General features: G+C 65.7%; 25 protein-coding genes. 24 read left to right on the forward strand and 1 reads right to left on the reverse strand.

What is annotated here, in order from left to right:
- Nucleotides 1–247 precede the first annotated feature (247 nt).
- From C8C99_RS19390 to hisD, 12 genes are all read left to right on the forward strand, one after another.
- Complete coding sequence (locus tag C8C99_RS19390) at nt 248–1,066, forward strand: ABC transporter ATP-binding protein (RefSeq protein ID WP_108626610.1); 819 nt, start codon at nt 248–250, stop codon at nt 1,064–1,066.
- Nucleotides 1,063–1,845, forward strand: a complete 783-nt coding sequence (gene mlaE, locus C8C99_RS19395) for a lipid asymmetry maintenance ABC transporter permease subunit MlaE (protein WP_108626611.1) — start codon at nt 1,063–1,065, stop codon at nt 1,843–1,845. Before C8C99_RS19390 ends, mlaE begins: the two co-directional genes overlap by 4 nt.
- A gap of 35 nt (nt 1,846–1,880) precedes the next feature.
- Nucleotides 1,881–2,369, forward strand: a complete 489-nt coding sequence (gene mlaD / locus C8C99_RS19400) for an outer membrane lipid asymmetry maintenance protein MlaD (RefSeq protein ID WP_056641001.1) — start codon at nt 1,881–1,883, stop codon at nt 2,367–2,369.
- On the forward strand, nt 2,366–3,163 hold the full coding sequence (locus C8C99_RS19405; protein WP_108626612.1) for a VacJ family lipoprotein: 798 nt from the start codon (nt 2,366–2,368) through the stop codon (nt 3,161–3,163). The genes mlaD and C8C99_RS19405 overlap by 4 nt, the downstream gene beginning before the upstream one ends.
- Before the next feature lie 150 nt (nt 3,164–3,313).
- Nucleotides 3,314–3,961, forward strand: a complete 648-nt coding sequence (locus tag C8C99_RS19410) for a phospholipid-binding protein MlaC (RefSeq protein WP_108627241.1) — start codon at nt 3,314–3,316, stop codon at nt 3,959–3,961.
- A gap of 13 nt (nt 3,962–3,974) precedes the next feature.
- Complete coding sequence (locus C8C99_RS19415) at nt 3,975–4,247, forward strand: STAS domain-containing protein (RefSeq protein WP_108626613.1); 273 nt, start codon at nt 3,975–3,977, stop codon at nt 4,245–4,247.
- A gap of 129 nt (nt 4,248–4,376) precedes the next feature.
- Entirely contained in the window at nt 4,377–5,315 is a 939-nt protein-coding gene (locus tag C8C99_RS19420; protein ID WP_015012675.1) for an ABC transporter ATP-binding protein, read from the forward strand.
- Nucleotides 5,312–6,067, forward strand: coding sequence for an ABC transporter permease (locus C8C99_RS19425; protein ID WP_108626614.1), 756 nt, complete (start codon nt 5,312–5,314; stop codon nt 6,065–6,067). The genes C8C99_RS19420 and C8C99_RS19425 overlap by 4 nt, the downstream gene beginning before the upstream one ends.
- 16 nt (nt 6,068–6,083) lie before the next feature.
- Nucleotides 6,084–6,326, forward strand: coding sequence for a BolA family protein (locus C8C99_RS19430; protein WP_056641016.1), 243 nt, complete (start codon nt 6,084–6,086; stop codon nt 6,324–6,326).
- Nucleotides 6,327–6,412: 86 nt separating this feature from the next.
- Nucleotides 6,413–7,687 (forward strand): UDP-N-acetylglucosamine 1-carboxyvinyltransferase, encoded by a 1,275-nt coding sequence (gene murA / locus C8C99_RS19435; RefSeq protein WP_108626615.1) that lies wholly within the window; start codon nt 6,413–6,415, stop codon nt 7,685–7,687.
- An 11-nt stretch (nt 7,688–7,698) separates the two neighbouring features.
- A complete protein-coding gene (hisG, locus tag C8C99_RS19440; protein WP_056641761.1) occupies nt 7,699–8,346 on the forward strand; it encodes an ATP phosphoribosyltransferase in 648 nt (215 codons plus the stop codon).
- 22 nt (nt 8,347–8,368) lie between these two features.
- Nucleotides 8,369–9,751, forward strand: a complete 1,383-nt coding sequence (gene hisD, locus C8C99_RS19445) for a histidinol dehydrogenase (RefSeq protein WP_108626616.1) — start codon at nt 8,369–8,371, stop codon at nt 9,749–9,751.
- Here the strand turns inward: hisD and C8C99_RS19450 are convergent.
- The gene (locus C8C99_RS19450) at nt 9,738–10,172 is read right to left on the reverse strand and encodes a DUF2917 domain-containing protein (RefSeq protein ID WP_108626617.1); all 435 of its coding nucleotides are present in this window, start codon (nt 10,170–10,172) and stop codon (nt 9,738–9,740) included. The genes hisD and C8C99_RS19450 overlap by 14 nt on opposite strands.
- Before the next feature lie 151 nt (nt 10,173–10,323).
- Between C8C99_RS19450 and C8C99_RS19455 the strand changes: the two genes are divergently transcribed.
- The 12 genes from C8C99_RS19455 (at nt 10,324) to C8C99_RS19510 (ending at nt 18,951) form a co-directional block, all read left to right on the forward strand.
- The gene (locus C8C99_RS19455) at nt 10,324–11,778 is read left to right on the forward strand and encodes a PLP-dependent aminotransferase family protein (protein WP_108626618.1); all 1,455 of its coding nucleotides are present in this window, start codon (nt 10,324–10,326) and stop codon (nt 11,776–11,778) included.
- A 54-nt stretch (nt 11,779–11,832) separates the two neighbouring features.
- On the forward strand, nt 11,833–12,057 hold the full coding sequence (locus C8C99_RS19460; protein WP_015012682.1) for a hypothetical protein: 225 nt from the start codon (nt 11,833–11,835) through the stop codon (nt 12,055–12,057).
- 14 nt (nt 12,058–12,071) lie between these two features.
- Nucleotides 12,072–12,524, forward strand: a complete 453-nt coding sequence (locus C8C99_RS19465; RefSeq protein ID WP_056641029.1) for a PIN domain-containing protein — start codon at nt 12,072–12,074, stop codon at nt 12,522–12,524.
- The gene (hisC, locus tag C8C99_RS19470) at nt 12,521–13,642 is read left to right on the forward strand and encodes a histidinol-phosphate transaminase (protein WP_056641032.1); all 1,122 of its coding nucleotides are present in this window, start codon (nt 12,521–12,523) and stop codon (nt 13,640–13,642) included. The genes C8C99_RS19465 and hisC overlap by 4 nt, the downstream gene beginning before the upstream one ends.
- A complete protein-coding gene (gene hisB, locus C8C99_RS19475) occupies nt 13,639–14,277 on the forward strand; it encodes an imidazoleglycerol-phosphate dehydratase HisB (RefSeq protein ID WP_056641035.1) in 639 nt (212 codons plus the stop codon). Before hisC ends, hisB begins: the two co-directional genes overlap by 4 nt.
- Before the next feature lie 51 nt (nt 14,278–14,328).
- On the forward strand, nt 14,329–15,006 hold the full coding sequence (gene hisH / locus C8C99_RS19480) for an imidazole glycerol phosphate synthase subunit HisH (protein ID WP_056641038.1): 678 nt from the start codon (nt 14,329–14,331) through the stop codon (nt 15,004–15,006).
- Between the two features lie 65 nt (nt 15,007–15,071).
- Complete coding sequence (gene hisA, locus C8C99_RS19485) at nt 15,072–15,812, forward strand: 1-(5-phosphoribosyl)-5-[(5-phosphoribosylamino)methylideneamino]imidazole-4-carboxamide isomerase (RefSeq protein WP_056641041.1); 741 nt, start codon at nt 15,072–15,074, stop codon at nt 15,810–15,812.
- 7 nt (nt 15,813–15,819) lie between these two features.
- Nucleotides 15,820–16,620, forward strand: a complete 801-nt coding sequence (hisF, locus tag C8C99_RS19490) for an imidazole glycerol phosphate synthase subunit HisF (protein ID WP_056641044.1) — start codon at nt 15,820–15,822, stop codon at nt 16,618–16,620.
- Between the two features lie 124 nt (nt 16,621–16,744).
- Nucleotides 16,745–17,143: a phosphoribosyl-AMP cyclohydrolase gene (hisI, locus tag C8C99_RS19495; protein ID WP_199226458.1), complete on the forward strand. Its 399-nt coding sequence runs from the start codon at nt 16,745–16,747 to the stop codon at nt 17,141–17,143.
- A 20-nt stretch (nt 17,144–17,163) separates the two neighbouring features.
- Nucleotides 17,164–17,538, forward strand: a complete 375-nt coding sequence (locus C8C99_RS19500) for a phosphoribosyl-ATP diphosphatase (RefSeq protein ID WP_043566048.1) — start codon at nt 17,164–17,166, stop codon at nt 17,536–17,538.
- Nucleotides 17,535–17,921: a hypothetical protein gene (locus C8C99_RS19505; protein ID WP_056060250.1), complete on the forward strand. Its 387-nt coding sequence runs from the start codon at nt 17,535–17,537 to the stop codon at nt 17,919–17,921. Before C8C99_RS19500 ends, C8C99_RS19505 begins: the two co-directional genes overlap by 4 nt.
- A complete protein-coding gene (locus C8C99_RS19510; RefSeq protein WP_056641050.1) occupies nt 17,914–18,951 on the forward strand; it encodes a patatin-like phospholipase family protein in 1,038 nt (345 codons plus the stop codon). Before C8C99_RS19505 ends, C8C99_RS19510 begins: the two co-directional genes overlap by 8 nt.
- Nucleotides 18,952–19,042 lie beyond the last annotated feature (91 nt).

Genomic DNA, 19,042 nt, shown 5'->3' on the forward strand with positions numbered 1-19,042 from the left:
GCCCGCAACCCCCAAGGGTGGGGAATGGCGGGGCGTCAGCCTGATGGATGCTTTGTTGGCACAATCAGAGGTTCTGTCAATCCGGGCTTGCCTCGGTCCCGCACGATCCGGGGCCGCCGTCAGGTGTACTTTTTCTTTACAAACATGCATGAATGTATGTTTGTGTCTTCGGCTACCATCTGCGCTCCGTTTCTGGGGGAGCTGGTGCCGTTTTGGCAGGCCCGAGTCCCGAAACCCCTTTTTTTGCATGCCCGAGTCCTCCTTCCTTGCCGAGTTGCGCAACGTCACGTTTTCATACGGTGACCGTGTGATCCTGCGCGACGTGACGCTGGCAGTCCCGCGCGGCAAGGTCACGGCGCTGATGGGTGCATCGGGCGGTGGCAAGACCACCGTGTTGCGCCTGATTGGTGGCCAACACAAGGCCCAGAGCGGCCAGGTTCTGATCAATGGTCAGGATGTGGGGCGCATGGATGTGCCGGCGCTGTATGCGGCGCGCCGGCGCATGGGCATGCTGTTCCAGTTCGGGGCGCTTTTTACCGACTTGAGCGTGTTCGAGAACGTGGCGTTTCCGCTGCACGAGCACACCGATTTGTCAGAGGATTTGATCCGCGATGTGGTGCTGATGAAGCTGCATGCGGTGGGCCTGCGTGGCGCCCGCGACCTGATGCCCAGTCAGATTTCGGGCGGCATGGCGCGCCGTGTGGCGCTGGCACGTGCGATCGTGCTGGACCCTGAACTGGTCATGTATGACGAGCCCTTCGCGGGCCTGGATCCCATCTCGCTGGGTACGGCGGCGCAATTGATTCGCCAGCTCAACGATGCGATGGGACTCACCAGCATTGTGGTGTCGCACGACCTGGAAGAGACATTCCGTCTGGCGGACCACGTGATCATCCTGGGCGAAGGCGTGGTGGCGGCCCAAGGCACGCCCGAAGAGGTGCTTGCCAGCCGTGATCCGCTGGTGCACCAGTTCGTGAATGCCCTGCCCACGGGGCCTGTGCCGTTCCATTACCCGGGCCCTGCCGTGGCGGAGGATTTCGGGCCGGTGGGAGGACGTGCGCTGTGAGCTGGTACAAGCCCTCCGATGTTGGCTTTGCGGTGCGCCACAAGCTGGCCGATATCGGCATGGGCGCGCGGTTATTCGGTCGGCTGGTGCGGTCCCTGGGCGCCACTTTTCTGCGGCCCGCGCTGGTGCGCGACCAAGTGCATTTTCTGGGCAACTATTCGTTGGCCATCATTGCGGTGTCGGGCCTGTTCGTCGGGTTTGTGCTGGGCTTGCAGGGCTATTACACGCTGCAGCGCTACGGCTCGTCCGAAGCGCTGGGCCTGCTGGTGGCCTTGAGTCTGGTGCGCGAGCTGGGTCCCGTGGTCACGGCGCTGTTGTTTGCGGGCCGCGCAGGCACTTCGCTCACCGCCGAAATCGGCCTGATGCGCGCGGGGGAGCAGCTCAGCGCCATGGAGATGATGGCGGTGGACCCGGTGCAGCGCATCCTGGCGCCCCGCTTCTGGGCAGGGGTGATCACCATGCCGCTGCTGGCGGCGGTGTTCAGTGCGGTGGGCATCGTTGGCGGCTGGATCGTCGGGGTGCTCATGATCGGCATTGACCCCGGGGCGTTCTGGAGCCAGATGCAGGGCGGGGTGGATGTCTGGAAAGACCTGGGCAACGGCGTGCTCAAGAGTGTGGTCTTTGGCTTCACGGTAACTTTTGTGGCGCTGCTGCAGGGCTATGCAGCCAAACCCACCCCCGAAGGGGTGTCGCGCGCTACCACGCGCACCGTGGTCATGGCGTCTTTGGCGGTGCTGGCACTGGACTTCGTGCTCACTGCGCTGATGTTCAGTATCTGACGCTGGCGGTGCTGGCAGTTCTAGGAATCAAACGTATGCAACGCTCCAAAAACGATCTGTGGGTAGGGCTCTTCGTGATGTTGGGCGCAGTGGCACTGGTGTTTCTGGCGCTGCAATCGGCCAACCTGCTGAGCCTGCAATTTCATTCGGGCTATCGTGTCACCGCCAAGTTCGACAACATCGGCGGTCTCAAGCCCCAGGCGGCGGTGCGCAGTGCAGGTGTGGTGGTAGGGCGCGTGGAATCCATCACCTTTGACGACAAGACGTTCCAGGCGCGGGTCACGCTGGCTATGGAAGACCGCTACGCCTTCCCCAAGGACAGCTCCCTCAAGATCCTGACCAGCGGCCTGCTGGGCGAGCAATACATCGGAATCGAGGCGGGTGCCGACGAAAAGAACCTGGCCGCGGGCGACACGATCACGTCCACCCAGTCGGCGGTGGTGCTTGAGAACCTCATTGGACAATTTCTTTACAGCAAAGCCGAAGACGGCGGAAAGCCTGCTGGGGCAGGTGGCAAAAAATGACGAATTCACTCCCTACACTCCGCGCCACCATTGCAGGCGACCGGTTGTCGATCGCGCGTCTTGCGGCGGGCCTGGCGCTGCTGCTGGGCGCGGTGTTGCTCACCGGATGCGCTACGGTGGCCAACCCCGACCCCCGCGACCCGCTGGAGTCCTACAACCGCAGCATGACCAACTTCAATGAGCAGGTCGATGCCATGGTGCTCAAGCCCGTGGCAACGGCCTACAAGGAGGTCACGCCCGCCCCTGTGCGCACGGGGGTCAGCAATTTCTTCGGGAACCTGGGCGACGTCTGGTCGTTCGTGAACAACGTGCTGCAGCTGCGTGGCGAAGCCGCTGCGTCCAGCTTCATGCGGGTCAATGTGAACACCTTCATGGGCCTGGGCGGGCTGCTGGACATCGCCAGCGAGTTGGGCATCGACCGCTACAAGCAGGACTTCGGCCTGACCCTGGGGCGCTGGGGCGTGGGCACTGGTCCTTACCTGGTGCTGCCCATCCTGGGGCCTTCCACCGTGCGCGACACCTTTGCGCTGCCGGTGGACATGAAGGGCAACGTGGTGAGCTATGTGGACCCGGTCTCGGCCCGCAACTCGCTGTATGCGCTGCGCGCCGTGGAGGTGCGTTCCAACCTGCTGCGCGCGGGCTCGGTGCTCGACAGTGCAGCCTTGGACAAGTACAGCTTTACGCGCGATGTGTATCTGCAGGTTCGCAGCCACGCGGGAGATGCGCAAAACGCAGACGGCAAGGACGACGGCGGCTCCAGCAACGGCGTGTTGCCAGAGGAGCCAGCCCGCTGATGGCGTCCCGGGCGGAGGATGGGCCCCCGCCTCGGGTGCCGGTGCTGTTGCACTTGCTTGCAACCCGCAACCGCTGCGACGCATGCCCGCCAGCCCACACCCCCACAATGATTTGACGGGCACAAGCCCGCACCGATGAAAGCCAAGAAGATGATGAACCGACGTTCCCTGGGGCGTACCGCCCTTTGCCTCGCAGCCAGTGCCATGCTGAGCCTGCCGCTGTCCGCCCTAGCGGCCGACGAGGCGCCCGACGCGCTCATCAAGCGCCTGTCCGCCGACGTGCTCAACACGGTGAAGTCCGACAAGGCCATCCAGGCCGGTGACCTGAGCAAGGTGATTGCCCTGGTCGATAAAACCGTGATGCCCAACGTCAACTTCCGCCGCATGACCGCCGCCGCCGTCGGCCCCGGCTGGCGCCAGGCCACGCCCGAGCAGCAAAAGCGCCTGCAGGACGAGTTCAAGATCCTGCTGGTGCGCACCTATGCCGGTGCGCTGGCCCAGGTCAATGACCAGACCATCCAGGTCAAGCCCCTGCGCGCTGCGGCCGAAGACAAGGACGTGCTGGTGCGCACCGAGATCGTGGGCCGCGGCGACCCCATCCAGCTCGACTACCGCCTTGAAAAGACTCCTGGCGATGGCGCAGGCTGGAAGATCTACAACCTCAACGTGCTCGGCGTCTGGCTGGTGGAAACCTACCGCGGTCAGTTCGCGCAGGAGATCAATGCCAAGGGCATCGATGGTCTGATCGACACACTGGTGGCCCGCAACAAGACCAATGCGGGTTCTGCCAAGGGCTGACCGCTCTCTCGCCATGCTGGTGCTGCCCCCCGAACTCACCCACCGCCAGGCCACGGCCTGCCTGCACATGCTCAAACAGGGGCTGCGGGTGCACCGCGACAGCGCAGTGGTGGTGGACGCCCATGCGCTGACGGTGTTTGATACCTCGGCCCTCGCGGTGCTGCTGGAATGCCGGCGCGAAGCCCTGTCCGAGGGCAAACAATTTGCGGTGCAAGGCATGCCGTCCGCCTTGGCGGGCATGGCGGGGCTGTACGGGGTGGACGCGCTGCTGGCTGCGGCGCCCTAGTTTTCGGTGTGGCCGGTGGCGCCGGGCAGCGCTGTCGATGCTGTGGGCCCGGGCCAGGGGCGCTTGCCAAGGGCCATTGCACCTGCCGCCCGTCCCGCCGAGGGCTGAGGCCTTAAAATCAAAGGCTTCATGCCCGCAGTCTCCTTCCAAGCCATCTCCAAGACCTTTGCCACGCCCAAAGGCCCTTTCCAGGCGCTGAACCAGGTCAATCTGGACATTGAGGAGGGCGAGTTCTTCGGGCTCCTCGGCCCCAACGGTGCCGGCAAAACCACCCTGATCAGCATCCTGGCAGGCCTGGCGCGTGCCACCAGCGGCCGCGTGCTGGTGCAGGGCAGCGACGTGCAGGCCCAGTACGCCGACGCCCGCCGCAAGCTGGGCATCGTGCCCCAAGAGTTGGTGTTCGACCCCTTCTTCAATGTGCGCGAGGCGTTGCGCATCCAGTCGGGCTACTTCGGCGTGAAGAACAACGACGCCTGGATCGACGAGCTGCTCGAAAACCTGGGCCTGGCCGACAAGGCCAACGCCAACATGCGCCAGCTGTCGGGCGGCATGAAGCGCCGCGTGCTGGTGGCCCAGGCCCTGGTGCACAAGCCGCCCATCATCGTGCTGGACGAACCCACAGCCGGGGTGGATGTGGAGCTGCGCCAGACCCTGTGGCACTTCATCGCCCGCCTGAACAAAGAGGGGCACACCGTGCTGCTCACCACCCACTACCTCGAAGAAGCCGAAGCCCTGTGTGGCCGCATTGCCATGCTCAAGGCCGGGCAGGTGGTGGCGCTCAACCGCACCAGCGAGCTCCTCAAGGCCGCCTCGGGCAGCGTGCTGCAGTTCAAGACCGACACGGCCCTGCCGCCCGCGCTGGCTGCGGTGGCGCGGGTCACCGGCCGCATCGTGCAGCTGCCGGCGCACGACGCGGCGGAGATTGAAAACCACCTGGCTGCGTTGCGCGTGGCCGGGGTCGAGGTGCAGGACATGGAGATTCGCCGGCCCGATCTGGAGGACGTGTTCCTGCAAGTGATGTCTGGCACATCGGCGTCGAACATTCCGCTGGAAGGGGTGGCGCTATGACCGGCTGGCAAACCCTTTTTTACAAGGAAGTGCTGCGGTTCTGGAAGGTCAGCTTCCAGACTGTCGCCGCTCCGGTGCTCACGGCCGTGCTCTACCTGCTGATCTTCGGCCATGTGCTCGAAGACCATGTGAAGGTCTACGACCGCATCAGCTACACCGCGTTTCTGGTGCCCGGCCTGGTGATGATGAGCGTGCTGCAAAACGCCTTTGCCAACAGCTCTTCCAGCCTGATCCAGAGCAAGATCATGGGCAGCCTGGTGTTCGTGCTGCTCACCCCGCTGTCGCACTGGGCCTGGTTTGTGGCCTACGTGGGCTCGTCCATCGTGCGCGGGTTGGCGGTGGGCCTGGGCGTGTTCATCGTCACGCTGGCGTTTGCGCGACCAGAGTTTGCAGCGCCCTTGTGGATTTTGGTGTTTGCGCTGCTGGGGGCCGCGCTGCTGGCCACGCTGGGGCTGATTGCGGGGCTGTGGGCCGACAAGTTCGACCAGATGGCTGCGTTCCAGAACTTCATCATCGTGCCCATGACCTTCCTGTCGGGCGTGTTCTATTCGATCCAGTCGCTGCCGCCGTTTTGGCAGGCCGTGAGCCACCTCAACCCGTTCTTCTACATGATCGACGGCTTCCGCTACGGCTTCTTCGGCCAGAGTGACACCTCGCCCTGGCTCAGCCTGGGCATCGTGGGCATCGCCTGGCTGGCCGTGAGTGCCCTGGCCGTGCACCTGCTGCGCACCGGCTACAAAATTCGCAACTGATTCCGAGCGCCCCACCATGACCGCTGACCAACTCAAAGACCTCATCGCCGCTGGCCTGGCCTGCGAATACATCACGCTCGAGGGCGATGGCCGCCACTGGTATGCCACCATCGTCTCGGCCGAGTTCGAGGGCAAGCGTGCCATCCAGCGCCACCAGCGCGTGTATGCCACGCTGGGCGCCAAAATGCACACCGACGAGGTGCATGCGCTGTCGATGAAGACCTTCACCCCGGCCGAATGGGCCGCCCAGGCGCAGTGAGCGCCTGATTACTCATTTTTTGATAGCTGCTGGCGCATATTTCACTAGCGCAAGCGGCACTTTTGACCCAATTTTGGTGATTTGAGATGGACAAACTCCTGATTCGCGGCGGACGCAGCTTGCAAGGCGAGGTGCTGGTCTCCGGCGCCAAGAACGCCGCCTTGCCGGAGTTGTGCGCCGCCCTGCTCACGGCCGAGCCCGTGACGTTGCTCAACGTGCCCCAGCTGCAGGACGTGAGCACCATGCTCAAGCTGATCCGCAACATGGGCGTGGCGGCGGAGCGGGCCGACGACGGCACGGTGCGCATCAACGCCAGCGCGCTGAGCACGCCCGAGGCGCCCTACGAGCTGGTCAAGACCATGCGCGCTTCCGTGCTGGCCCTGGGCCCGCTGCTGGCGCGCTTTGGTGAGGCCACGGTGTCGCTGCCCGGCGGCTGCGCCATTGGCTCGCGCCCGGTGGACCAGCACATCAAGGGCCTGGCTGCCATGGGCGCCGAGATCGTGGTCGAGCACGGCTACATGATCGCCAAGCTGCCCGCCGGCTGGAAGCGCCTGAAGGGTGCGCGCATCACCACCGACATGGTCACGGTGACGGGCACCGAAAATTTCCTCATGGCCGCCGCGCTGGCCGAGGGCGAAACGGTGCTCGAAAACGCCGCGCAAGAGCCCGAGATTTCGGACCTGGCTGAGATGCTGATCGCCATGGGCGCAAAGATCGAAGGCCATGGCACCAGCCGCATCCGCATCCAGGGCGTGGACCAACTGCACGGTTGCACCCACCGCGTGGTGGCCGACCGCATCGAGGCTGGCACCTTTTTGTGCGCTGTGGCTGCCACGGGCGGTGATGTGGTGCTGCGCCATGGCCGCGCCGACCACCTCGACGCCGTCATCGACAAGCTGCGCGAAGCCGGTGCCACTGTGCAAGCTGTGGACGGTGGTATCCGCGTGCAAAGCGCAGGCGGTGCCACGCTCAAGGCCCAGGGCTTTCGCACCACCGAATACCCCGGTTTTCCCACCGACATGCAGGCGCAGTTCATGGCGCTCAATTGCATTGCCCAAGGCACGGCCACGGTGACCGAGACGATTTTTGAAAACCGTTTCATGCACGTCAACGAGCTGGTTCGCCTGGGCGCCAAAATCCAGGTGGATGGCAAGGTGGCGGTCATCGAAGGCGTGCCCCGCTTGTCCGGCGCCACCGTGATGGCCACCGATCTGCGCGCGTCCGCCAGCCTCGTCATCGCGGGCCTGGTGGCCGACGGCGAAACCGTGGTGGACCGCATCTACCACCTGGACCGTGGCTACGACTGCATGGAAGCCAAACTGCGCGGCATTGGCGCTGACATCGAACGAGTAAAAGCATGAGCAGCAGCAACATGATCACCCTGGCGCTTTCCAAGGGCCGCATCTTTGACGAAACCCTGCCGCTGCTGGCCGCCGCAGGCATCGAGGTGCTGGAAGACCCCGAAAAATCGCGCAAGCTCATCCTGCCCACCAACCAGCCCAATGTGCGCGTGGTGCTGGTGCGCGCCACCGACGTGCCCACCTACGTGGAGTACGGCGGTGCCGACATCGGCGTGACTGGCAAGGACACCCTGATCGAGCATGGCGGCCAGGGCCTGTACCAGCCGCTGGACCTGCGCATTGCCAAGTGCCGCGTGAGCGTGGCCGTGCGCAACGACTTCGACTACGCCCAGGCCGTCAAGCAGGGCTCGCGCCTCAAGGTCGCCACCAAGTACACCGGCATTGCGCGCGACTTCTTTGCCAGCAAGGGCGTGCACGTGGACATGGTCAAGCTCTACGGCAGCATGGAGCTGGCGCCGCTTACCGGCCTGGCCGATGCCATCGTGGACCTGGTCTCCACCGGCAATACCCTCAAGGCCAACAACCTCATCGAAGTCGAGCGCATCATGGACATCAGCTCCTACCTGGTCGTGAACCAGGCCGCGCTCAAGCTCAAGCAGGCGCCGCTGCGCCGCATCATCGATGCGTTTGCCTCGGCCATACCGGCCGAAAAGAACTGATCCACCTCCAACGACTGACACTATGACTTTGGTAGCTGCTCCCGCCCGTCTGTCCACCACTGCGGCCACTTTTGAGGCTGATTTTGCAGCCCGCCTGCATTGGTCTGCCGACACCGACGCGGCCATCGAGCAGCGCGTGGCCGACATCCTGGCCGACGTGCAAAAGCGCGGCGACGCGGCCGTGCTGGAGTACACAGCCCGCTTTGATGGCCTCAGCGCCTCCAACATGGCGGCGCTGGAGTTGACGCAAGCCGACTTCAAGGCCGCGTTCGACGCCATTCCGCAGGCCCAGCGCGACGCGCTGCAGGCCGCCGCCAAGCGCGTGCGCAGCTACCACGAAGCGCAGAAGAAGGCTTCGGGCGAGAGCTGGAGCTACCGCGACGAAGATGGCACGCTGCTGGGCCAGAAGGTCACGCCGCTGGACCGTGTGGGCATCTACGTGCCCGGCGGCAAGGCCGCGTACCCGTCGAGCCTGCTGATGAACGCCATCCCGGCCCACGTGGCGGGTGTGCAGGAAATCATCATGGTCGTGCCCACCCCCGTGCGTGGCAGCGTGGCCACGGGCGGAGCGGGAGAGGGCACCTCCACCAAGGGCGAGCGCAACGAGTTGGTCCTGGCTGCTGCCTATGTGGCTGGCGTCACGCGCGCCTTCACCATCGGCGGCGCCCAGGCCGTGGCCGCGCTGGCCTACGGCACGGAAACCGTGCCCAAGGTGGACAAGATCACCGGCCCCGGCAACGCCTATGTGGCCAGCGCCAAGAAGCGCGTGTTTGGCACCGTGGGCATCGACATGATCGCGGGCCCGAGTGAAATCCTGGTGCTGGCCGACGGCACCACGCCCCCCGACTGGGTGGCCATGGACCTGTTCAGCCAGGCCGAACACGACGAGCTGGCGCAGTCCATCCTGCTGTGCCCCGACGCGGCCTACCTCGACGCCGTGCAGCGCGAGATTGATCGCCTGCTGCCCACCATGCCGCGCGCCGAGATCATCGCCAAGAGCCTCACCGGCCGGGGCGCACTGATCCTGACGAAAGACATGGAAGAAGCCTGCGCCATCAGCAATCGCATCGCACCCGAACACTTAGAGGTCAGCAGCACCGATCCCCACCGCTGGGAGCCGCTGCTGCGCCACGCGGGTGCGATCTTTCTGGGCGCCTACACCTCCGAAAGTCTGGGCGACTACTGCGCGGGCCCCAACCACGTGCTACCCACCAGCGGCACGGCACGCTTCTCTTCGCCACTGGGTGTGTACGACTTCCAGAAGCGCAGCAGCCTCATCGAGGTGAGCGAGGCTGGTGCCCAGGTGCTGGGCACCATCGCCGCCGAGCTGGCCTATGGCGAGGGTCTGCAGGCCCACGCACAAGCCGCCGAGATGCGGCTGACCACGCCCGTCAAGCCGCGCTGATCGCGCCCCGGGGCAGGGTGCCCTGCGTGGGGGCTGTTGTCCTGGGCTGAGGGGTTGCGGCCGGCGCGGAGGCTGTAATAGAGGGCGCAGGCGGATAAGCGGCGCCTTCCACTGCGCGGTGCTGCGCCCAGCTCAGCCTTGCAGGCCGGTGGCCTTCGGCGCTGACGCGCAGCCGCACCGGTCCGGCGAACGACAGGCGCTGTCCGGCCTCCAGAAAGTAATCTTCCAGCAGACCATCACAGGTCACCCAGACGCGGCCCTGTTCCACTTCGAGCAGGGCGATCTCGCCCGCGCGGAAGTCCAGCACCTGGACGGCCTGCAGCGGCGGCAGGGGTTGGCGCTTCCATTGCAGATGGAGGGGCGCCGCAGGCTGGGTGGGCAGGGCGGGCGACGGCGGGGTGGGGGAGTGCAGCGTTTTCATGCCTTCACTGTGCGGCCACCTGCTGCGCGCCACCAGCCACAGGCGCGCACCATCTGGGCCAGTACAGAACAGCGATCTGCCCCATCTGTACTGTACGCACTGGGCAGTTTCTGTACTGTCTACCGGCCAAGGTGCCAGTACAGAATGCAGCATGGCCACCGATGACGCACCCCCGCTGTACCTGCAAATCGCCGAGCAGCTTGCGCAGCTGATCCGCAACGGCACCCTGGCGCGCTGCGAGAAGCTGCCCTCGGTGCGCGAGCTGGCGCGCCAGCACGGCGTGGCGCAGACCACGGTGGTGCAGGCCTACCACTGGCTGGAGGATGCGCGCCTGATCACCGCCCGCCCGCGCTCCGGCTTCTTTGTGGCAGCGCGGCCGGTGAGCCTGCCCGAGCCCAGCACACCGCGCCCGATGCGCCGCCCGCGCGAGGTCTCGGTGGACTGGCTGGGCCAGCGCATCCTGGGGCGCAAACAGCCGGTGGACATCATTTCGTACAGCAGCGGCACGCCGGGCCCAGAGCTGTTCAACCCCGACCGCGTGCGCCGCGCCGTGGTGCGTGCCGCGCAGCGCCACCGCAACCTGCTGTGCACCTACCCCGGTTCGTCGGGCCACGAGGACGCGCGCCGCGCCCTGGCGCGCTACGCCGTCAGCCTGGGCTGCAGCCTGGACCCCGAGAACATCGTGATCACCGGCGGCTGCATGGACAGCATTGCGCTGTGCCTGCGCGCGGTGACGCAGCCGGGCGATGTGGTGGCGCTGGAGTCTCCCACCCATTTCTCGTTTCTTGAGGTGCTGCAGGGCCTGCACCTCAAGGCGCTGGAGATTCCCACCCACCCGCGCCACGGCCTGTCGCTCGATGCGCTGCAGTTGGCGCTGGACACCCAGCCGGTCAAGGCCGTGATGGTGGTGCCCACGCTCAGCAACCCGCTGGGCAGCTGCATGCCGCAGGCCGAGCGCAAGCGCCTGGTGCAGATGGCGGCGCGGTACGACATGGCGGTGATCGAGGACGCGATCTACAACGACCTGGTCGAGGTGGACGAGATGCGCCGCACCGTCAAGTCGTACGACACCACGGGCCACGTGATGCTGTGCGACTCGTTCTCCAAGACGCTGGCGCCGGGCCTGCGCCTTGGCTGGCTGGAGGCCGGTCGCTGGGCCGAGAAGCTGCGCGCCATCAAGGACCTGCAGGCCGGCGGCCAGTCGGCCGTGCTGGAGCTGGCGCTGGCCGACCTCATCACCCAGGCGGGCCACGCCGCCGCCATGCGCCAGCTGCGCACGGCCGTGGCAGCGCGCATGGACGAGGTGCGCCACGTGATTGCGGCGCATTTCCCGCAAGGCACGCGCGTGAGCGACCCGCCCGGCGGCCTGCTGCTGTGGCTGGAGCTGCCGCGCGCGCTCGATTCGGTGCAACTGCACGAAGCCTGCCTGGCCCGGCAGATATTGATCGCGCCCGGCACCGTGTTCAGCGCCAGCGGTCGGTTTCGCAACTGCCTGCGCATCGGCGTTGGCGGCGACTGGTCGCCCGCGCACTTGGAGGCCCTGCGCACCGTGGGCGACATGGCCTGCCGGATGCTGCAAAGCGGGGCACCGCGCAAGGCAGCGTGACTTCAAAAACAACACGAAGTTCGTGGTGCACGAAGTTCGTGTAATATTTGATCCATGAAAAACATCACCGTGACCATGGACGACACCGTTGCCGAATGGGTGCGCGTGGAAGCCGCCAAGCGCGGCAGCAGCGTCTCGCGCCTGCTCGGTGAATGGCTGGCCGAAAAGATGCGCCAGGAGGACGCCTACGCCCAGGCCATGCGCGAGGCGCTGGGGTTTGAATCCTGGGGCGCGTCCAGCGGGCCCTATGTGCCGCGCGAAACCCTGTTCCTGCGCTGAACAGGGAAGACCATATGGCCACCGTCCCCATCTTTGTCGATACCGAAATCCTGCTCGCCAGCGTGGACGACCGCGATGCCGAGCGCCAGGCGCGGGCGCGTGAATGGGTCGCCTTTTGCTGGCAGATGCGCAGCGGCCGCATCAGCTCGCAGGTGCTCAACGAGCTGTACAACCAGGCCATCCAGCGTTTTGACGGCCCCCACGTGCTGCAGCAGGTGCGCGCCCAGGTCCGCCGCCTGCGTGTGTGGCTGCCGCCGCACCTTGACTCGTACACCGTGGACGGCGCCTGGGACCTGCAGGACCGTTACCGCCTGGGCTACTGGGATGCGCTCATCCTCTCGTCCGCCCACCAGCAGGGCTGCCGCTACCTGCTGACCGAGGCACTGCCGCACGACCAGCCGATGGACGCCGTGCGCCCCATCAACCCTTTCCTCGTCACCCCCAACGAACTGGACACCACCGAATGACTACTCCCGCGTCGTCCCCCCTCCAGGCCCTGGCCCGCATCCGCCCCGACGTGCGCGCCATGCACTCCTATGTCGTGCAGCCCTCCACCGGCATGCTCAAGATGGACGCGATGGAGAACCCCTTCCGCCTGCCCGCGCACCTGCAGGCCGCGCTGGGTCAGCGCCTGGGCACGGTGGCACTCAACCGCTACCCCGGCGACCGCATTGCCGACCTGAAGGCCGCCCTGGCGCAGTACGCCGGCATGCCCGAAGGCTACGGCATCGTGCTGGGCAACGGCTCGGACGAGCTCATCACCCTGCTGGCGCTGGCCTGCGCACAGCCAGGCACGGGCCAGCGCGCCACCATGCTGGCGCCCATGCCGGGTTTTGTGATGTACCCGCTGTCCGCGCAGCTGCAGGGGCTGGACTTTGTTGGCGTGCCGCTCACGCCCGACTTTGAGCTGGATGAGCCCGCCATGCTGGCTGCCATCGCAAAGCACCAGCCGGCCATCACCTACATCGCCTACCCCAACAACCCCACGGCTACGCTGTGGGACGAGGGCGCAGTGCAGCGCATCATCGACGCCGCGGGCGCGCAGGGCGGCATTGTGGTGATGGACGAGGCCTACCAGCCCTTTGCCAGCCGCACCTGGATCGATCGCATGCGCGCCGAACCCGCGCGCAACGCCCACGTGCTGCTCATGCGCACGCTCAGCAAGTTTGGCCTGGCAGGCGTGCGCCTGGGCTACCTCATCGGGCCCGCCGCATTGGTGAGCGAGATCGACAAGGTGCGCCCGCCCTACAACGTGAGCGTGCTCAACTGCGAGGCCGCCCTGTTTGCGCTGGAACATGCCGAGGTTTTCGCCGCCCAGGCCGCCGAAATCCGTGCCGAACGCGCCACACTCATCGCCGCGCTGCGCCAGATGCCCGGGGTCGAAAAGTGCTGGGACAGCGAGGCCAACATGGTCCTCCTGCGTGTGGCGGATTCCGCCAAGGCCTACGAGGGCATGAAAAACCGCAAGGTGCTGGTCAAGAACGTTTCTACAATGCACCCATTGCTGGCCAACTGCCTGCGCCTGACCGTAGGCAATGCCGAAGACAACGCGCAGATGCTGGCCGCACTCCAAGCCTCCCTATGACTTCCTCCGCACTCGTACCTTCCGCCCCATCGGCCGACCCGATGGCCGACCGCATTGCCGAGGTCAGCCGCAACACCGCCGAAACACGCATCAGCGTGCGTATCAACCTCGACGGCACCGGCCAGGCCAAGCTGCACACCGGCATCGGCTTCTTCGACCACATGCTCGACCAGATCGCCCGCCATGGGCTGATCGACCTCGACATCGACTGCGAAGGCGACCTGCACATCGACGGCCACCACACGGTGGAAGACGTGGGCATCACCCTGGGCCAGGCCTTTGCGCGTGCCGTGGGCGACAAGAAGGGCATCCGCCGCTACGGCCATGCCTACGTGCCGCTGGATGAAGCGCTGTCGCGCGTGGTGGTCGATTTTTCGGGCCGCCCCGGGCTGCACATGGACGTGAAGTTCACGGCTGGGAGCATCGGCCAGCTCGACACGCAACTGGTGTTCGAGTTCTTCCAGGGCTTTGTGAACCACGCGGGCGTGACGCTGCACATCGACAACCTCAAGGGCGTCAACGCGCACCACCAGTGCGAGACCCTCTTCAAGGCGTTCGGGCGCACGCTGCGTGCGGCGCTGGAGCGCGATCCGCGCTCGGCCGGTGTCATCCCCTCCACCAAGGGTTCTCTGTGAATTTTTCAGCCAAATCGGGCGCAAGTGCTTGATTTGTATGCGCTAGCAGCTATGAATATGGAAGCAAAAACAGTGGCGGTCGTGGACTACGGCATGGGCAACCTGCGTTCCGTGTCGCAGGCCGTGCAGGCAGCCGCCGAGGGCACGGGCTGGACCGTGGTCGTCACCCAGCGCCCCGAAGACGTGCGCGCCGCCCAGCGCATCGTGCTGCCAGGGCAGGGCGCCATGCCCGACTGCATGCGCGAGCTGCGCGAGTCCGGCCTCCAGGAATCGGTGCTCGAAGCCGCTGCCTCCAAACCGATGTTTGGGGTGTGCGTCGGCATGCAGATGCTGCTGGACCACAGCGCCGAGGGCGACACCCCTGGGCTGGGCCTGATCCCTGGCGACGTGCTCAAGTTCGACCTGGCGGGCCGCACCCAGCCCGACGGCAGCCGCTTCAAGGTGCCCCAGATGGGCTGGAACCAGGTGCGGCAGATGCCCCACGCGCACCATGGCGGCGGCGTGCACCCGGTGTGGGCGGGCGTGCCGGACAACAGTTACTTCTACTTCGTGCACAGTTTCTACGCTGTGCCGCAAAATCCTGCCCATTGCGCAGGGCAGGCCGACTACGGCGGTTGGTTTGCTGCCGCGGTTGCACGCGATAATATTTTTGCCACCCAGTTTCACCCGGAGAAGAGCGCGGAGCACGGCTTGGCCCTGTACCGCAATTTTCTGCACTGGAATCCCTGATCCCTTAACCCCCACCCGTTCGGGCCGAGCTGCGCCTCGCCCTTTTTCACCCGAACTTCACCACCATGCTGCTCATCCCCGCCATCGACCTCAAAGACGGCCACTGCGTACGCCTCAAACAAGGCGATATGGACCAATCCACCACCTTTGGTGAAGACCCCGCCGCCATGGCGCGCAAGTGGGTGGATGCCGGCGCACGCCGCCTGCACCTGGTGGACCTCAATGGCGCCTTCGCGGGCGTGCCCAAGAACTACGGCGCCATCAAATCCATCCTCAAAGAGGTCGGGTCCGATATCCCGGTGCAGCTCGGTGGCGGCATCCGCGACCTGGACACCATCGAGAAATACATCGACGGCGGCCTGCGCTACGTGATCATCGGTACGGCGGCCGTGAAGAATCCCGGCTTCCTCAAGGACGCCTGCAGCGCCTTCGGCGGCCACATCATTGTGGGGCTCGACGCCAAGGACGGCAAGGTGGCCACCGACGGGTGGAGCAAGCTCACCGGCCACGAGGTCGTGGACCTGGCCAAGAAGTTCGAGGACTGGGGCGTCGAGTCCATCATCTACACCGACATCGGCCGCGACGGCATGCTCTCGGGCATCAACATCGACGCCACGGTGAAGCTGGCCCAGGCTTTGAGCATCCCCGTGATCGCCTCGGGCGGCCTGTCCAACATGGCCGACATCGAGCAGCTGTGTGCGGTGGAAGACGAAGGCGTCGAAGGCGTGATCTGTGGTCGCGCCATCTACAGCGGCGACCTGGACTTTGCCGCAGCGCAAGCGCGTGCCGACGAACTGAACGGCTAAGGACTGCATGCTCGCCAAACGCATCATCCCTTGCCTGGACGTCACCGGAGGCCGTGTGGTCAAGGGCGTCAATTTCGTCGAGCTGCGCGACGCAGGCGACCCGGTCGAAATTGCCGCGCGCTACAACGCGCAGGGCGCTGACGAGCTGACTTTCCTGGACATCACCGCCACCAGCGATGGCCGTGACCTCATCCTGCACATCATCGAGGCCGTGGCCAGCCAGGTGTTCATTCCGCTCACCGTGGGTGGTGGTGTGCGCACCGTGGACGACGTGCGCCGCCTGCTCAATGCCGGTGCGGACAAGACCAGCTTCAATTCGGCCGCCATTGCCAACCCTGAGGTGATCAACGCCGTGTCGACCAAGTACGGCGCGCAGTGCATCGTGGTGGCCATCGACGCCAAGCGCCGCTCGGCCGAAGACGCGCTGCGCCTGGGCGCCAACGGTCAGCCGGTGGGTGCGGGCTGGGATGTGTACAGCCACGGCGGCCGCAAGAACACGGGCCTGGACGCCATTGCCTGGGCCACCGAGATGGCGCAGCGCGGTGCGGGCGAGATCCTGCTGACCAGCATGGACCGCGACGGCACCAAGGCGGGCTTTGACCTGGAACTGACCCGCGCCGTGAGCGATGCTGTGAGCGTGCCCGTGATCGCCTCGGGCGGCGTGGGCAATCTCGACCACCTGGCCGACGGCATCCAGACCGGCGGCGCCGACGCGGTGCTGGCCGCCAGCATCTTCCACTACGGCGAATACACCGTGGGCCAGGCGAAGCAGCGCATGGCCGAGCGTGGCATTCCCGTGCGGATGTGATCAATATTCACTCCTGATTTGATAGCTGCTGGCGCATGTAATGTCTGCGCTAGCGGCCAAAAATGCCTGAAAATTGTGGATGCACGCCCTGGCGGGCACGGGCGCGCCACCCGGATCACCGACAATGGCTCTCATGAACTGGCTCAACGAAGTGAAATGGGATGCGCAGGGCCTGGTGCCCGTGATTGCGCAAGAGCAGGGCACGGGCGACGTGCTGATGTTTGCGTGGATGAACCGCGAGGCCCTGGCGAAAACCGCTGAACTGGGCCGTGCCGTGTACTTCAGCCGCTCGCGCAAGAAGCTGTGGTTCAAGGGCGAAGAGTCCGGCCACGTGCAGACGGTGCACGAGATCCGCCTGGACTGCGACAACGATGTGGTGCTGCTCAAGGTCACCCAGAAAGGCCACGAGCCCGGCATTGCCTGCCACACCGGCCGCCACAGCTGCTTTTTCAGCGTGTTCAAAGACGGTGCCTGGCATGCGGTCGATCCGGTCTTGAAAGACCCCGAATCCATCTACAAGTAATGGCAATGGACGACAAGACCATGAGTTCCCACGATTCCCTGGCGCGCTTGGCCGCCGTCATCGAGAGCCGCAAGCCCGCCAACGGCGGCGACCCGGCCACCAGCTACGTGTCGCGCCTGCTGCACAAGGGGCCCGATGCCTTCCTGAAGAAAATCGGGGAAGAGGCCACCGAGGTGGTCATGGCTGCCAAGGACGTGGACCACGGCGCCGACAAGTCCAAGATCGTCTACGAAGTGGCCGACCTGTGGTTCCACACCATGGTGGCTTTGGCCCATTACGGTCTCACGCCCGCCGATGTGGTGGCCGAGCTGGAGCGCCGCGAAGGCACCAGCGGCATCGAGGAAAAGGCCCTGCGCAAGGTGGCGGAGCGCGCTGCCGAAGAAGGCACGCCGTGAGCGACATCATTGATGTGCAGACCAACGACCAGAAGGCCGAGGACCTCAAGGCCATTGGCTGGGTCAGCTATGTGCTGCACCTGATCGTGGCGCTCGGGGCGGTCATCCCGGGCGCACAGCCCGGCGCTGCGCTACTGATCGTGGCGCTGGTGATCGACCTGGTGAAAAAAGGCGATGCCGAAGGCACCTGGCAGGCCAACCATTTCTCGTGGCGCATCCGCACCGTGATCTGGGCGGGCGTGCTCTACATCGTCACCGCGCCGCTGTGGCTGCTGTTCTTCCTGCCCGGCTGGATCGCCTGGGGCCTGATCTCCATCTGGTTCCTGTACCGCATCGTGCGTGGCATGGTCGCCATGAACAAGAGCCAGGCCGTGGATGCCTGAAGCAGGTCGTCCCCGCCCGCGTCTGAACCTGGCGCTACAGGGCGGCGGCTCGCACGGCGCGCTCACCTGGGGCGTGCTGGATGCGCTGCTGGAGGACGGTCAATGGCAGCTTGACGGTGTCAGTGGCACCAGCGCAGGCGCCATGAACGCGGTGGCCCTGGCGCACGGGTTTGCGCAGGCCGCGCAGCAGCACAAGGACCCCGAAGACGCCCACCTGGCGGGCTGCGCCTCGGCCCGCGAGTCGCTCACCCGCCTGTGGGAAGGGGTGGGCGCGCTGGGCAGTCTGACCTGGGGAACGCCCCTGTCCGCTGCCAACCCGCTGGTGGGCATGATGTCGCAGTGGTTCTCGCCCTACCAGACCAATCCGCTGGGCATCAACCCCTTGCGCAAGCTGCTGGAGCGCGAGGTGGATTTCAGCCTGCTGTGCTCCGCCCGCACCGGCGTGGTCGGCCCCAAGGTGTTTGTGTGTGCGACCAATGTGCGCACCGGCCGGGGCGAGATTTTCTTTGGGCCCCGGCTCAGTGCCGATGCCGTGATGGCATCGGCCTGCCTGCCCATGCTGTTCAAGGCGGTCGAGATCGAAGGCGAGGCGTACTGGGACGGCGGCTATTCCGGCAACCCCGCGCTGCATCCGTTGATCTACCAGACCGATACCTCGGACATCCTGCTCGTGCAGATCAACCCCGTGGAGCACCTGGACGTGCCCAGCAGCGCCTCCGAGATCATGGAGCGCATGAACGAAGTCACCTTCAACGCCAGCCTGCTGGCCGAGCTGCGCGCCATCGAGTTTGTGCGCCGCCTGCTCGCCGAGGGCAAGCTCGACGCCCGCCGTTACAAAAGCGTGCGCATGCACCGCATCGATGGCGGCTCGGTGCTGGCGCCCTTTGGGGCCGACAGCAAGCTGCGCGCGGACCTGGCCTTTGTGCGCAAGCTGTTTGCGCTGGGCCGCACAGCGGGGCAGGACTGGCTTCATGCGCACCGCAAGGACGTGGGCGTGCGCCCCAGCATCAAGATCGCTGACAATGCCTAGGGATGTCCTGCATAACTCCCTGCGGTCTGTGATAGCGCGGTCTCGGGCGGTCCGCTGCGTTGCTTTTCTTGCCAATAGCCGGGCTATTGGC

Source organism: Acidovorax sp. 107 (assembly GCF_003058055.1).
GTDB lineage: Bacteria > Pseudomonadota > Gammaproteobacteria > Burkholderiales > Burkholderiaceae_C > Acidovorax.